This window comes from Prauserella muralis, from assembly GCF_003202285.1.
Taxonomy (GTDB): domain Bacteria; phylum Actinomycetota; class Actinomycetes; order Mycobacteriales; family Pseudonocardiaceae; genus Prauserella_B; species Prauserella_B muralis.
The window spans coordinates 857,047-871,602 of record NZ_MASW01000002.1 but is presented as its reverse complement, the minus strand read 5'-3'; the positions used below and the strand labels follow the sequence as shown (position 1 = coordinate 871,602).

Below are 14,556 nucleotides of genomic sequence, written 5' to 3'. Positions count from 1 at the left end.
GCTCACGTCAGTCGAGACAGAACTCGTTGCCCTCGATGTCCGGCCTCACGATGCACGACTCGTCGTAGCCATTGGCAGGCAGCAGGTGCGCCCGCACGTCGCCGCGCCCTGCCGCCCGGGGCGGCAGCGACCGTAGCGGCACGGCCCTACGCGGCGGCCGGGGACAGCAGGCCGAGCAGCTCGTGCACGGCGCTGCGCCCGGCGCGGTTGGCGCCAATCGTGCTCGCCGACGGCCCGTAGCCCACGAGGTGCAGGCGTGGCTCGCGCACCGCCCGCGTGCCGGACATCCGGATGCCGCCACCGGGCTCGCGCAGCCGCAGCGGCGCCAGATGGTCGAGGGCGGCACGGAAGCCGGTCGCCCACAGGATCACGTCGGCGCGCTGCTCGGTGCCGTCGGCCCACACGACGCCGCGCGGCGTGATGCGGGTGAACATCGGTTCGCGGTCGAGGACCCCGGTCTCCCTTGCCGCCCGGACCTCCGGGGTGAGCATCAGGCCGGTGACGCCGACGACGCTGCGTGGCGGTTTGCCCTCGCGCACCCTGCGGTCCACCTCGGCCACGACCTGGCGCCCGTATTCCGGGGTGAACTCGCGGTCGAGGAACTCCGGCGGCCTGCGGGTCACCCACGTCGTGCCGCGGGCCACCGGCGCGATCTCGAGCAGGTGCTGCACGGCCGACGTGCCGCCGCCGACCACCACGACGTGCTTGCCGCGGAACTCCTCGGCGCCGCTGTAGTCGGCGGTGTGCAGCTGCCTGCCCGCGAACGTCTCCTGGCCCGGGTAGTACGGCCAGAACGGGCGGTCCCACGTGCCCGTCGCGTTGATGACGCCCCGCGCGAGCCAGGTCTCCGTGGCGCTCTCGACGAGGAAGCGGTGGTCGTCGGCGTAGCGCACCGACAACACGTCCACGGGCCGGTGCACCGGCAGGTCGAACACGCGCTCGTAGCGGTCGAAGTACTCGGACACGACCTCCGACGCAGGCCGGGTGGTGTCCTGCTCGCCAAGGGCCAGTCCTGGCAGATCGTGGATGCCGTGCACCCTGCCCAGCTTCAACGACGGCCAGCGGTACTGCCACGCCCCGCCCGCGCGCTTGCCGTGGTCGAGCACGACGAAACCCGAGCCGTTGGCCAGACCGGCCCTGCGCAGGAAGTACGCGGCAGAAAGCCCCGCCTGCCCCGCGCCGATGACGGCGACGTCCGTGACGTGATCAGCCCGCATACCGGGTACAACCGCGACCGCGGCACGGTGCTTCCGTCCCGCCGCAAGCTCCCCAATGCGGCATTGGTCACGTTCAACGCCACCAATGCGGCATTCGTGGCGTTGAGCGCTACGAATGTGGCATTGGGGAGCTCGATCGGCTCCGGGGTCAGCGGCGGCGAAGGGCTCGCACGATCGCGATGACGGCGAACAGCGCCGCCAGGCCCGCCACCACGGGTGCGAGGCGCTTGGCCACGGAGGCGCCCGCGTAGTCGAACAGGTCGATCGCCTCGGCCTCCCTGGCCTGCTGCGGCGCCTCGCCTGCGGGCTTGACGCTCTCCAGCTTCGGCTTCTCCGCCTCCGCCTGCGGCGCGGCGGCACCGGCGCCGCTGGCGGTGGCAGGCTGCTCGGCCTGCCCCGGCGTGGTGTCCTTGCCCGCACCGCCGAGCATGTCGGCGAGGTTCGCGGCGAACGTGTCGAGGATCTTGCCGCCCACCTCGGAGATCATGCCGCGGCCGAACTGGGCGGGCCTGCCGGTGACGTTGAGGTCGGTACCCACCGTGCCCTTGGTGGAGTCACCGTCGGCCGCGAGGGTCACGGTGACCGTGGCCGCGGCGGTGCCCGCTCCCCTGGCGTCCTTGCCGGAGGCCTTGATGACGAGCTTGCGCTCGCTCTCGTTCTTCTCCAGGAACTCCCCGGAGCCCTTGTAGAGCAGGGAGACCGGCCCCAGCTTGACCTTCACCGTGCCCTTGAACGTGTCCCCCTCCACGGAGCTGAGCGTGGCGCCCGGCATGCACGGCGCCACCCGTTCCGGGTCGAGCACGGCCTTCCACACCTCGTCGATGGGCGCGGGAACGGTGAATTCGTGGTCGAGCCGCACGGGCCGACCTCCTTTCTGCGTACGCGACGAGCCTGCGCGGAGACGCAGCCGCCCCGGTGGCGCCGTGGCCTTCGCGGCCCGGCGCCACCGGGGTACTCGGCTACGTCGGCTCTCCCTAGCCTGCCATGGCCGCCTGGATCGCGCGGCCGGTGAGGACCCTGGCGAGGTGCTGCCGGTACTCGACGTCGGCGTTGCCGTCGACCGTCGGGTTGGTGCCCTCGGCCGCGTGCTCGGCGGCTGCCCGGATGGACTCGGCGGTGGCCGGACGCCCGACGAGCGCCTCCTCCACCGCACGAGCCCGCACCGGCACCGAGGACATGTTCGTCAGCCCCACCCTGGCCTCGGCGATGGTGCCGCCGTCGGTGCGGACGGTGGCCGCCACCGCGACCATCGACCACGCCTGCGCGACCCGGTTGAACTTCTCGTAGTGCGCGTGCCAGCCGGTGTGCTTGGGCACCCGCACCTCCACGAGGATCTCGTCCGGCCGCAGCGCGGTCGTGAAGAAGTCCTCGAAGAAGTCGGCGGCGGGCACGGTGCGCCTGCCGTCCGGGCCCGCGACCACCATCTCGGTGTCCAGCGCGAGCGCGGGCGCCAGCAGGTCACCGGCCGGATCGGCGTGGGCGATGGAGCCGCCGAACGTGCCGCGGTGGCGCACCTGCGGGTCGGCGACCGTGTCGGTGGCCTTCGCCAGCAGCGCGGCGTGCTCGGCGATCAGCGGGTCACGCTGCACGTCGTAGTGCGTGGTCATGGACCCGATCACCAGCGCGTCACCGTCGTCGCGCACGCCCCGCAACTCCGGGATGCGGTTGAGATCGATGAGCGAGGTGGGCGCGGCCAGCCGCATACGCAGCACCGGCAGCAGGCTCTGCCCTCCTGCGATGATCTTCGCGTCCTCGCCCGCCTCGGCGAGCGCCCGCACCGCGTCGTCCACGGTGGACGGCGCTACGTAGTCGAACGGAGCGGGGATCACTGCGCACCTCCGTGTGTCGCGTCGATCGAACCGAGACCGCCACCGGCCTCGGCACCGGGGCCACCCGCGGCCTTCTCACCGCTGTGGACCGCCTTCCACACCCGCATGGGGCTCAGCGGCATCTCGATGTCGTTCACCCCGAAGTGCCGCACGGCGTCCACCACGGCGTTGACGACCGCCGGGGTCGAGGCGATGGTGCCCGCCTCGCCGACGCCCTTGACGCCCAGCGGGTTCGTCGTCGACGGCGTCTCGGTGCGGTCGGTGGTGAACGAGGGCAGGTCGGCCGCCGAGGGCAGCAGGTAGTCGGCGAACGTGCCCGAGGTGAGGGTGCCGCTCTCGTCGAACACCGCCTCCTCGAACAGCGCCTGCGCGATGCCCTGCGCGAGCCCGCCGTGCATCTGGCCTTCCACGATGATCGGGTTGACCACCTTGCCGACGTCGTCCACGCACACGTACTTGCGCAGCCGCACCCGGCCGGTCTCGGTGTCCACCTCGGCGGCGCACAGGTGCGTGCCGTGGGGGAACGAGAAGTTCTCCGGGTCGTAGACGGCCTCGGAGTCCAGCGAGGGCTCCACGCCGTCGGGCAGGTCGTGCGCCATGAACGCCGCGAAGGCCACGTCGCCGATGCCGGTGGACTTGTCGGTGCCCTTGACCGTGAACTTGCCGCCGGAGAACTCCAGGTCGTCCTCGGAGCACTCCATCATGTGCGCGGCGATCTTCTTGGCCTTCTCGATGACCTTCTCCGCGGCCTTCACCACCGCGATGCCGCCGACCGCCAGCGAACGCGAGCCGTAGGTGTCGAGGCCCTTGTGCGAGGACTGCGTGTCACCGTGCAGCACCTCGATGTCCTCGAACGGCACGCCCAGCTGGTCGGACACGATCTGGCTCCACGCCGTCTCGTGGCCCTGGCCGTGCGCCGACGACCCGGTGATGACCTCGACCTTGCCGGTGGGCAGCATCCGGATCGCCGCGTGCTCCCAACCGCCCGCGCCGTAGTCGAGCGAGCCGAGCACCCGTGACGGGGCGAGGCCGCACATTTCGGTGAACGTCGAGATGCCGATGCCCAGCTGCACCGGGTCGTTCCGCTCGCGGCGCTCGGCCTGCTCCCGGCGCAGCCCCTCGTAGTCGAAGAGCTGCATGGCCTTCTCGGTGGCCGCCTCGTAGTTGCCCGAGTCGTAGGTCAGCGTGGAGACCGTGGTGTACGGGAACTCGTCGTGCTTGATCCAGTTCTTCTCGCGCAGCTCCATCGGGTCCATGCCGAGCTCGGCGGCGAGCTCGTCCATCATCCGCTCGATGCCGAAGGTGGCCTCCGGCCTGCCCGCGCCGCGGTAGGCGTCGGTGAGCGTGGTGTTGGTGAACACGTTGGTGCACGCGAAGTGGTAGGCCGGGATCTTGTAGATCGCGTTGAACATGAACGCGCCGAGGATCGGCACGCCCGGACCGACCAGGCCGAGGTAGGCGCCCATGTCGGCCATCAGCTCGACCTTGAGCCCGGTCACCGTGCCGTCGCGCTTGGCGGCGATGGTGAGGTCCTGGATCTGGTCACGGCCGTGGTGCGCGGCGGCCATGGTCTCCGAGCGGGACTCGGTCCACTTCACCGGCCTGCCGAGCTTCTGCGCCACGAGCAGCGACATGATCTCCTCGGGCAGCACGGCGATCTTGCCGCCGAACCCGCCGCCCACGTCCGGGGCGATCACGCGGATCTTGTGCTCCGGGATGCCGAGCGTCAGCGCCGACATGGTCTTGAGGATGTGCGGGATCTGCGTGGCCGACCACATCGTCAGCTGCGGTGCGGTGGGGTCGACCACGCACGAGCGCGGTTCCATGAACGCCGGCACGAGCCGCTGTTGCCGGAACCGCCGCTTGAGCACGACCTCGGCCTCGTTGATGGCCTGCTCGACGTCGCCGCCCGAGCCCGCCTCGCCGGAGTCGAACTTCCACAGCGCGTTGCGGTTGGTGCCGAGCTCCTCGTGCACGAGCGGCGCGTCCTCGGCGAGCGCGTTCTCCAGCCCGAGCACCACGGGCAGGTCCTCGTAGTCGACGTCGATCTCGGCGAGCGCGTCCTCGGCCTCGCCAGCGCTGCGGGCCACGACCACGGCGACGCCCTCACCGGCGAAGTTCACCTTGCCCTGCGCCAGCACCGGCCTGCGCGGCGACTTCATGTCCGGCGTGATCGGCCAGGCGCACGGCATGCCGATGGCGCCCTCGGGGTCGAGGTCGTCGCCGGTGTAGACGGCGATGACGCCCGGCATCTCCTTGGCCGCGGAGGTGTCGATGTTGACGATCTTCGCGTGGGCCGCGGTGCTGCGCAGCACCGCGAGGTGCACCATGCCGGGCAGCGTGATGTTGTCGGTCCACCGGGTGCGGCCCGCGATGAGCCGTGCGTCTTCCTTGCGCAGCCTGCCCTTGCCGACCTCCGGCTCCATCGTGGCGGTCATTACTCGCCACCCCCGCCGACGCTCGACGCGGCGCGGCTGCCCGCGTCACCTGCCACGCGCTCGGCCTCAGGGCCCGCACCGGGGCGCATGTGGTCGGCGGCGTCGCGCACGGCCCGCACGATGTTCTGGTAGCCGGTGCAGCGGCAGAGGTTGCCCTCCAGCCCCTCGCGCACGGCCTGCTCGTCCGGGCTGGGGTTGTCGGCGAGCAGGTCGATCGACTGCATGATCATGCCCGGCGTGCAGAAACCGCACTGCAACGCATGGTTGTCGTGGAACGCCTGCTGGACGGGGTGGAGCTGGCCGTCGCGGGCGAGGCCCTCGATCGTGGTGACCTCGCACCCGTCGGCCTGCACGGCCAGCACCGAGCACGACTTCACACTGTGGCCGTCGAGGTGCACGGTGCACGCTCCGCAGTTACTGGTGTCGCAGCCCACCACGGTGCCGACCTTGCCGACCTGCTCGCGCAGGTAGTGCACGAGCAGAGTCCGGGGCTCGACATCGTCGGTGTAGGTGGTGCCGTCGACTGTGACGGTGATGCGCATTGGGCCTCCTGTGGTGGCTCGGCCCGCCACGCGAGCGGGCCGTGGGGAACGGCCTAGGCCGATCACCGTCGCCGGTGATCGGCCTCACAGCGGAAGCCTGCTACTTCGGCGGTCGCGGGACAACCCCCCTTCTGGAGAGGTGGCCCGCCTCCTTCCGCATTCGCGGCAGCAGGTCCGTGTCATGATCCGAATCCGCGGAGAAGCTCCCCCAATCGGTACCGACCTTTTCAACGGAGCGGCACAATCCTGTCGAAACTAGCGTTCCTGCTCGCCGTGGATGCGGCCGTCGAGATCGGCCAGCCGCCGCCCGCCACCGCCCCAGCGCAGGGCGATGATCTCCGCGGCGATCGACACCGCCGTCTCCTCCGGGGTGCGGGCGCCGAGGTCCAGTCCGATCGGTGAGGCGAGCCGCTTGAGCTCGGCGTCGGTGAGCCCGGCCTCCCGCAGCCGTGCCATGCGGTCGTCGTGGGTACGCCGCGAGCCCATGGCGCCGATGTAGCCGACGTCGAGCCGCAGCGCGACCTCCAGCAACGGCACGTCGAACTTGGGGTCGTGGGTCAGCACGGCGACGGCGGTGCGGCGGTCGACGCGGCCCGCCTCCGCCTCGGCCTTCAGGTAGCGGTGCGGCCAGTCCACGACCACCTCGTGGGCCTCGGGAAACCGGGTCTTGGTGGCGAACACCGGGCGCGCGTCGCACACGGTCACCTCGTAGCCGAGGAACGCGCCCATCCTGGCCATCGCGGCGGCGAAGTCGATGGCACCGAACACGAGCATCCTCGGTGGCGGCTCGAAGGTGTTGACGAACACCGACATGCCCTCGCCGCGGCGCTGGCCGTCGGGGCCGTAGTGCAGGGTGCCCGACCGGCCGCCGGCCAGCAGCCCGCGTGCGTCGTCGAGCACCGCGTCGTCGATCCGATCCGAGCCCAGCGACCCGCCGGCCCGCTCCGGCCAGACCAGCATGCGCCTGCCCAGCAACGCGGGGTCGGGGTGCTCGATCGTGGTGACCACGGCGACCGGCCTGCCGTCGCGCACGGAGTCCATCAGCTCGGGCAGCTCCGGCATCGACTCGCGGTCGACGTGCTCGACGTAGATGTCGATGATCCCGCCACACGTCAGGCCGACGGCGAACGCGTCGTCGTCGCTGACGCCGTAGCGCTGCAGCACCGGGGCGCGGTCGGCGACCACCTGCTGCGCCAGCTCGTACACCGCGCCCTCGACGCAGCCGCCGGAGACGCTGCCGGTCACCTCGCCGTCGGCTCCCACGAGCATCGCGGCCCCCGGTGCGCGCGGCGCCGAGGAGAACGTCGCCACCACGGTGCCCACGCCCACCGTCTCACCCTGGGACCACCGGCGGTACAGCTCGTCCAGCACGTCATGCATCACGGATCTCCTGGAGAAGTCGTTCCAACGTGGCCAGGCTGTGCCCGGCCAGCAGCCGATCCACGTGCGGGAGCGCGGCGGCGATGCCGGACTGCACCGGAGCGTAGCCGTCCCTGCCCGCGTGCGGGTTCACCCAGAGCACCCGGTGCGCGAGCCTGCGCATCCGCGCCACCTGGTCGCCGAGCAGGCTCGCGTCCCCGCGTTCCCAGCCGTCGGAGAAGACCACCACCACAGCCCTGCGGGCCAGCCCGCGCTGCCCCCAGCGGTCGAGGAAGACCCGCAGCGTCTCGCCGAGCCGGGTGCCGCCCGCGAAGTCGGCCACCGCCTCGCCCGCCGCGAGCATCGCGCGCTCGGGGTCACGCTGGCGCAGCTGCCGCGAGACGCGGGTGAGCCGGGTGCCCAGGGTGAACACCTCCACGCTCGACGGCGCCGAGCGCACCACGACGTGGGCGAAGCGCAGCAGCGAGTCGGCGTAGGGCTTCATCGAACCGGAGACGTCGATCAGCAGCACCACGCGCCGTGCCCGTGGCCCGTGCCGGGAGTAGGCGAGCCGCGTGGGTTCGCCGCCACCGGCCAGCATCGCGCGCAGCGTGCGGGCGGGGTCGAGCCTGCCGCGCCGGGCCGGGCGGTAGCGCAGGGAGCGGCGTCGCGGCGGTGCGGGCCGCAGCGCCGCCATCAGCTCCCGCAGGTGCGCCCGTTCGGCGGGGCTGAGCTCGCCGAGGTCGCGCTGGCGCAGCACCTCGGCGTCGCTCGCGGCCACGCTGAGCTGTTCCCCGGCCTGCTCCTCCGCCTCGCCGTCGCCCTGCTGCTGGGTGACGAGGGCGGCGATGCGCGGCTGCGCAGGGCGCTGCACCGGGTTGCGCGCCCTGCGCGGCGGTTCCGCGCTGAACCATGCGGCGAAGGCCTGGTCGTAGCGCGGCAGGTCGTCCGGGTCGCCGCACAACGTCAGCCTGCCCGCCCAGTAGAGCTGGCTCGGGTCGGCGACGTCGAGACTCTCCACCGCGGCGAGGTAGGCCTGCACGCGGTGCGCCTCACACGGCAGCCCGGCCTCGCGCAGCGCCGCCGGGAACCCGACGAGGCCGGGCAGCGGATCGGTCGAGGCCGGTGCGGTCATGTCTTCCATTGTGCCCCTGGAGCGCGCTCCAGCCGCCCTCCGGACGCCGGAGCGACCCGGGCCGGGGCGCACGAGCGCAGAACTCGCGGGCCTGAGCGCAGGACTCGCGGGTCAGGCGAGCAGGGCATCCAGGCGGGCGCGCACCCGGTCGAGGTCCTCGCTGTACTTGAGCACCGCGCCCAGCGTGGTGGCCGCCGCGGCGGCGTCGAGCTCGTCGCGGCCGAGCGCCCGCAACGCCTGCGCCCAGTCCAGCGCCTCGGCGACACCGGGCGGCTTGAGCAGCTCCATGGCCCGCAGGCGCTGCACCGCCTCGGCGACCTGGGTGGCCAGCCGCTCCCCGATCCCGGGGATGCGGCTGCGCAGGATCGCCACCTCCCTGCTGAGGTCGGGATGCTCCAGCCAGTGGTAGAGGCAGCGGCGCTTGAGCGCGTCGTGCACCTCGCGGGTGCGGTTGGAGGTGAGGATGACCAGCGGCGGCACCTCGGCACGCACCTCGCCGTATTCCGGGATGGACACGGCGTTCTCGTCGAGCAGCTGCAACAGGAACGCCTCGAACTCGTCGTCGGCGCGGTCGATCTCGTCGACGAGCAGCACGCACGGTGCGGAGTTGAGCGCACGCAGCAGCGGCCGGGCCAGCAGGAACCGCTCGGTGTAGAGCGACTGCTCGGCGGTGTCCACGTCGAGCCGCCCGCCCTCGGCCGCCTCCAGCGCCCGCAGGTGCAGCAACTGGCGGGGGAAGTCCCATTCGTACAGCGCCTGCGCGGCGTCGATGCCCTCGTGGCACTGCAGGCGGATCAGCGGCATCCCCAGCGACTCGGCCAGCGCCATCGCGAGCGAGGTCTTGCCCGTGCCGGGCTCGCCCTCGCAGAACAGCGGCCTGCGCATCCGCAGGGCGAGAAACGCGGCCGTGGCGACGCCCTCATCGGCCAGGTACCCGGTGCCCTCCAGCACCTGCGCGAGCTTCTCGGGCGACCCTGCCGGGTCCATGCTCTCAGCTGTCACGCCTGCCAGCGTAAGGGCTGACGGGCGCGGTGACGATCGCGGCGGCGGGTCCCGGGAGCCCATGCGCCCGGCACCCGCCGCCGGTCGTACCTCAGCCGAAGACCCGGTCCTGCCAGCCGGCGACCTCGTCCGCGCTCAGCAGGCGCGACAGGATCGCCATCCGGTCGACGGCGCCGGTGAGCCGCTGGCCGCCGTTCTGGTCCGCGCCGAACCGCAGTTCCCGGGTGGCGCAGCCGTTGATGCCGGCATCGGGCACCCGCGCCGTGGCGGCTCGCTCGCCGTCGACGTACACGGCCAGATCACCGGCGTCGCTCATCGTCACCACGAGATCCACGAACCGCCCCGTGGGCAGGGTCGCCGCGGTGGTGACGTTGGTGCCCGACCCGAGGAAGCGCACCGCGTTCGACGGCGTCAGGTCGATGAGCACCCCATCGGTGCCGGGGTCGCCGCTGGGCTGCCAGTCGAACAACCTGCGGTAGCTGCCGGAGGTGTCGGCTCGGACCTCCGCGGCGAACGTGGCCTCGCGCAGGAACCCCAGCGTCGTCGGCGCGGTGCGCAGGTAGGACTGCCCGTCCAGCCGCAGCGCACTACCCGTCGGGCCGGACGGCTCGTAGGCCGTGGTGCCCTGCACCGTCGCGTCCCGCCCGGAGCCGGATGCGTCCACAATGGAGCTTCCGGAGGCCGGATCCCACGCCGCGAGCGGCGTGTCCGCATCCGGCGCGGGGCACGGCGGCAGCGGCTCGATCGCCACGCTGCGGGCGGCCGCCACCTGCCAGCCGTCGCCCTGCAACACCGCCCGCAGCCGCCGGGTGTCCTCGGCACCCGCGCGCGGCGTCACCTCGAACGCGTACGACCTGCTCTGCCCCGCGTGCACGGGCGCAACCGCGTGCCGGGCGGGCGTGGCGGTCCAGCCCTCCGGCAGGCCGAGGGTCAGCGCGGCGGCAGGGACGGTGCGGTCGGCCGCGCCGACGGTCACCTCCACCGGGAACGCCGTGCCGTCCTCGGCCCGCTCGGGTGCCGACAGCGACAGCGTCGCCAGCGAGACGGCCACGTACGTGCGCCCGCGCTCGGCGTCGAACGTGATCCGCTCGCCGTCGCGCGCCACGTCGATCGTGCGCCCCGTCGCGGCGTCGACGACCCGGAAGCGGCCGCCGAACAGGTCACTGCGCACGGTCAGCTCGCCGGAACGGCCTGCCTCCAGTGCGATGCGCGTGGGCGTGCCTGCCGTCCAGTCGATGTCGACGGTGACGTCTTCCCTGGCCTTGAGCCCCCGCACCGAGCCGCTGTCCCAGAAGCCGGGCACGGCGGGCAGCACGTCGACGACACCGGTGTGGCTCTGCAGCAGCATTTCCGCGACCCCGGCCGTGGCGCCGAAATTGCCGTCGATCTGGAACGGCGGGTGGGTGTCCCACAGGTTGTCCAGCGTGCTGTTCTTCAGCAGCTCGGCCAGCATCGTGTGCGCGTGGTCGCCGTCGAGCAGCCGTGCCCAGAAGTTGATCTTCCAGGCCTTGCTCCAGCCGGTGCCGCCGTCGCCGCGCGCGGTGAGCGACGTGCGCGCGGCCTCGGTGAGGGCCGGATCGTCGTGCGGCGTGAGCTGCCTGCCCGGGTGCAGCGCGAACAGGTGCGAGACGTGGCGGTGCTGGTTGCCCGGGTCGTCCCAGTCCTCCTTCCACTCCTGCAGCTGGCCCCACGAGCCGATGCGCAGGCCGGGGTCCAGCTCGGCCAGCGTCCGCTCCAGCTCGGCGGTGAACGTCCCGGTGTCGCCGAGCGTGCGCGCGGCCTCGGCGGTGTTGGTCAGCAGGTCCCACACGATCTGCTGCGACATCGAGGCTCCCGCGGAGAAGTCGCCGTGTTCCGGCGAGTAGCTGGGGCTCACCACCAGTCTGCCGTCGCGCGGATCGCGCACCAGTTCGTCGATCCAGAACTGCGACAGCGCCTTCAGCATCGGGTAGGCGCGCTCGCGCAGGAAGCGCTCGTCGCGCGTGAACAGGTAGTGCTCGTAGTAGTGCTGAGCCAGCCAGGCGCCCGACTCGGGGAACCAGAACGAGGTCGCCCAGTCGTGCACGCCGGTGAAGCCGTAGGGGTTGGTCTCGTTGTGCACCACCCAGCCCCGGTTGCCGAACATCTCCCGCGCCGTCACCTCACCGGCGGGCACCATCGAGTCGACGTAGTCGAACAGCGGTGCGGTGGTCTCCGAGAGGTTGGTGGTCTCGGCGGGCCAGTAGTTCATCTGCAGGTTGATGTTGACGTGGTAGTCGGCGCTCCAGGGTGGGCTGGTCGAGTTGTTCCACACGCCCTGCAGGTTCGCCGGGAGCGAGCCACCACGCGACGAGGCGATGAGGAGATACCGGCCGTACTGGAAGTACAGCACCTCCAGCGCCTTGCGGGTGGCGGCGGGGGTGGTGCCGCTGCGATAGGCGGCGAGCAGCTCGTCGGTCGGCAGGTCCGGCATGTGCTGGCCGATGTCGAGGCGGACGCGGTCGAACAGCTCGTGGTAGTCGGCGAGATGCGCGGACCGCAGCGCGCCGAGGCCCTTGGCCACGGCGGCGTCCACCCGCCTGGTCACCGCCCCGTGCGGATCCGTGCCGGTGCGGTAGTCCGGGTACGTGGGGGCGTAGTCGGTGCCCGCACCGAGCACGAGTGTCACCGCGTCGGCACCGCTGACCGTCACGGAGCCGTCGGCGTTGTCGGTCCGCGCGCCGCCCTCGTTGAGCACCTGCAACTGCGACTCGAACCGCAGACCGTTGTCGTGCAGGGCACCGGAGAAGGTGATCCGGCCTTCGTGTGCGCGCACGCGCTTGCTGCGGTTGCCCGGAGCGGTGACCGAGGTGGTGAAGCCGATCTGGCCCGGCCGGTCCGCGGTGAGCCGGGCGACGAGCACGCCGTCGGCGGCGGAGGCGAAGTACTCGCGGGTGTGGCGCACGCCGTCGGCCGTGTAGGAGACCCCGGCGACCGCGTCGGCGATGTCGAGGTACCGGCGGTAGCCGGTGACCTCGCCGGACCGGTCCAGCTGCGCGAGCCGCACGTCGCCGAAGATCTGGTAGGCGCCGAAGCCGCGCTTGGGCTGGCCGAGCCTGTCCGCGACCCAGCTGGGCGCGACGCGCTTCTCGTCGGCGATGCGCTGCTGCACCTGCTCGAGCGCTCCGGGCCTCGGCGAGGCCCAGTTGCCGAAGTCGTAGCCCTGCGCGGAGCCGGGGCCTCCCGTCCACAGCGTTTTCTCGTTGAACTGCAGCAACTCGGTGTCCACGCCGCCGAACGCACTCGCGCCGAGTGCTCCGTTGCCGATGGGCAGCGACTGCGACTCCCAGTCGGTGGCGGGCCGGTCGTACCAGAGGGTCATGCCCGGCGACGTGGAAGGCGGCGCCGTCGCCGGTGCGTCGCTCTCCGCCGCCGAGGCGGTGTGCAGGGCAGGCAGCCCCACGGCGAGCGCGGCGAGCGACAGGCTCGCGATCAGTGCGCGGGCGGCTCTGCCCCGCGCGGGTCGTCCGATCATTGGGTCTCCTCGATGTCCGGTGGGTGGGTCGAGAGACGTGCCGACGAAGGCCGTCTGGGTGGCCTGAGTCACAGCGCACGCTATACATCGGACGTATCAAGGTCAACGGTTGACAAAGGGGGCCCGAATCGGGCATAAGGGAAGAGAAAGACCCGATCTATTTCGGCGGCTGCGGGAGATCGGCGGGGGTGTCGACGTCGGTGCCCGCGCCGATGTCGCCGCACTCGACGAGGCGGACGTCGTCGCGTCCGGACAGCCAGCGGCGGGCGCCCCGGTCGCCCTCGGCGGTCGCGGCGATCGCCGCCCACCAGCGACGGCCGAACAGCACCGGATGGCCGGGCACGCCGTCGTAGGCGGCGCGGGCGACGGCGTCGGGTGCGGCCAGCGCACCCAGGCGGGCAACGACCTCGGCGCCCACACCGGGCAGGTCCACCAGGTGCACCAGTGCCGCGTCCGGCGCGGGAGTGAGCCCGGCGAGCGCGCCGAGCCCGGCGCGCAGCGAGGCTCCCATGCCCTCGGCCCAGCCGGACGCCTCCACCACCAGCACGCCGCCGGGCACGAGCGGCCGCGCCTGCTCGGCGCGGGCCCCGAGCACCACCACCACGGGCTCGCAGCCGCCCTCGGCGAGCACGCGGGCGGCCCGGGCGACCAGCGCCTCGCCGTCGAGCCGCACCAGGGCCTTCGGGGTGCCGAACCGGCGCCCCTCCCCGGCCGCCAGCAGCAGCCCGGCCGCGCTCACGAGACCCGCGCGGAGGAGGTCATGGCCAGCTCGCCCTCGATGGCCTTGGCCGTGGCCAGCAGCGGCGGCAACAGCTCCGCCCGCACCGACTCGGCCGGGGTGCGGCTGGCGTGCGTGGACAGGTTGATCGCCGCCACCACCGACCCGTCCGGACCGTGAATGGGTGCCGCCACCGAGCGCAGCCCCTCCTCCAGCTCCTGGTCCACCAGCGCCCAGCCCTGTTCCCGCACGCGCGCCAGCTCGGCCCGCAGCGCCGACGGCGAGGTGAGGGTCCGGCTGGTCAGCTGAGCGAAGTCGGCCTGCTCCAGGTAGCGCTCCAGCTCCGGTGCGCCGAGCCCGGCGAGCAGCACGTGGCCCATCGAGGTCGCGTGCGCCGGGAACCGCGTGCCGACGTTGATCGTCACGGCCATGATCCGCGACACGGCCACCCTCGCGACGTAGACGATGTCGGTGCCCTCCAGCACCGACACCGAACTCGACTCGTGCACCTGCGCCGACAGCCGCTCCATGTGCGGCTGCGCCACCTCGGGCAGCGACAGGCTCGACAGGTAGGCGTAGCCCAGTTCCAGCACCCGCGCGGTGAGCGAGAAGTACTTGCCGTCGGTGCGCACGTAGCCGAGGTCGGCCAGCGTTAGCAGGAACCGGCGCGCCGCGGCCCGGGTGAGGCCCGTGGCCTTGGCGACGTCGCTCAGCGTGAGAGCGGGCGAGCCCGCGTCGAAGGCCTTGATGACGGCCAGTCCCCGCTCCAGGGACTGCACGTGGTGCGCGGCGCGTGCGGGCTCGTCGGCTGCGTTCTCCATGC

Annotated in this window: 12 protein-coding genes; all 12 read right to left on the bottom strand. The window is 72.4% G+C overall.

The window, feature by feature from the left end; genetic code table 11:
- Positions 1–7 precede the first annotated feature (7 nt).
- Positions 8–142 carry a hypothetical protein gene (locus BAY60_RS38320; protein WP_281272721.1) on the bottom strand — a complete coding sequence of 45 codons (135 nt, stop codon included), beginning with the start codon at positions 140–142 and terminating at the stop codon, positions 8–10.
- A gap of 4 nt (positions 143–146) precedes the next feature.
- Positions 147–1,217 (bottom strand): NAD(P)-binding domain-containing protein, encoded by a 1,071-nt coding sequence (locus BAY60_RS15315; protein WP_112281597.1) that lies wholly within the window; start codon positions 1,215–1,217, stop codon positions 147–149.
- A gap of 148 nt (positions 1,218–1,365) precedes the next feature.
- Entirely contained in the window at positions 1,366–2,076 is a 711-nt protein-coding gene (locus tag BAY60_RS15310; RefSeq protein WP_112281596.1) for an SRPBCC family protein, read from the bottom strand.
- Positions 2,077–2,191: 115 nt separating this feature from the next.
- Entirely contained in the window at positions 2,192–3,046 is an 855-nt protein-coding gene (locus BAY60_RS15305; RefSeq protein WP_112281595.1) for an FAD binding domain-containing protein, read from the bottom strand.
- Positions 3,043–5,484 carry a xanthine dehydrogenase family protein molybdopterin-binding subunit gene (locus BAY60_RS15300; protein WP_112281594.1) on the bottom strand — a complete coding sequence of 814 codons (2,442 nt, stop codon included), beginning with the start codon at positions 5,482–5,484 and terminating at the stop codon, positions 3,043–3,045. The genes BAY60_RS15305 and BAY60_RS15300 overlap by 4 nt, the downstream gene beginning before the upstream one ends.
- Positions 5,484–6,026, bottom strand: coding sequence for a (2Fe-2S)-binding protein (locus BAY60_RS15295; RefSeq protein WP_112281593.1), 543 nt, complete (start codon positions 6,024–6,026; stop codon positions 5,484–5,486). The genes BAY60_RS15300 and BAY60_RS15295 overlap by 1 nt, the downstream gene beginning before the upstream one ends.
- 255 nt (positions 6,027–6,281) lie before the next feature.
- Positions 6,282–7,406 (bottom strand): XdhC family protein, encoded by a 1,125-nt coding sequence (locus tag BAY60_RS15290; protein ID WP_112281592.1) that lies wholly within the window; start codon positions 7,404–7,406, stop codon positions 6,282–6,284.
- A complete protein-coding gene (locus BAY60_RS15285; RefSeq protein WP_112281591.1) occupies positions 7,399–8,520 on the bottom strand; it encodes a vWA domain-containing protein in 1,122 nt (373 codons plus the stop codon). The genes BAY60_RS15290 and BAY60_RS15285 overlap by 8 nt, the downstream gene beginning before the upstream one ends.
- A gap of 111 nt (positions 8,521–8,631) precedes the next feature.
- Entirely contained in the window at positions 8,632–9,507 is an 876-nt protein-coding gene (locus BAY60_RS15280; protein ID WP_112281590.1) for an AAA family ATPase, read from the bottom strand.
- Positions 9,508–9,613: 106 nt separating this feature from the next.
- Entirely contained in the window at positions 9,614–13,015 is a 3,402-nt protein-coding gene (locus BAY60_RS15275) for a glycosyl hydrolase family 95 catalytic domain-containing protein (protein WP_112281589.1), read from the bottom strand.
- 157 nt (positions 13,016–13,172) lie between these two features.
- Positions 13,173–13,754, bottom strand: a complete 582-nt coding sequence (locus tag BAY60_RS15270; RefSeq protein WP_112281588.1) for a nucleotidyltransferase family protein — start codon at positions 13,752–13,754, stop codon at positions 13,173–13,175.
- A complete protein-coding gene (locus BAY60_RS15265; protein ID WP_112281587.1) occupies positions 13,751–14,554 on the bottom strand; it encodes an IclR family transcriptional regulator domain-containing protein in 804 nt (267 codons plus the stop codon). The genes BAY60_RS15270 and BAY60_RS15265 overlap by 4 nt, the downstream gene beginning before the upstream one ends.
- Positions 14,555–14,556: the final 2 nt, after the last annotated feature.

Coding starts and splice junctions, on each gene's coding strand:
- BAY60_RS15315 (WP_112281597.1), bottom strand. CDS start 1,217: ATGCGGGCTGATCACGTCACGGACGTCGCCGTCATCGGCGCGGGGCAG.
- BAY60_RS15300 (WP_112281594.1), bottom strand. CDS start 5,484: ATGACCGCCACGATGGAGCCGGAGGTCGGCAAGGGCAGGCTGCGCAAG.
- BAY60_RS15295 (WP_112281593.1), bottom strand. CDS start 6,026: ATGCGCATCACCGTCACAGTCGACGGCACCACCTACACCGACGATGTC.
- BAY60_RS15290 (WP_112281592.1), bottom strand. CDS start 7,406: ATGCATGACGTGCTGGACGAGCTGTACCGCCGGTGGTCCCAGGGTGAG.
- BAY60_RS15285 (WP_112281591.1), bottom strand. CDS start 8,520: ATGACCGCACCGGCCTCGACCGATCCGCTGCCCGGCCTCGTCGGGTTC.
- BAY60_RS15280 (WP_112281590.1), bottom strand. CDS start 9,507: ATGGACCCGGCAGGGTCGCCCGAGAAGCTCGCGCAGGTGCTGGAGGGC.
- BAY60_RS15275 (WP_112281589.1), bottom strand. CDS start 13,015: ATGATCGGACGACCCGCGCGGGGCAGAGCCGCCCGCGCACTGATCGCG.
- BAY60_RS15265 (WP_112281587.1), bottom strand. CDS start 14,554: ATGGAGAACGCAGCCGACGAGCCCGCACGCGCCGCGCACCACGTGCAG.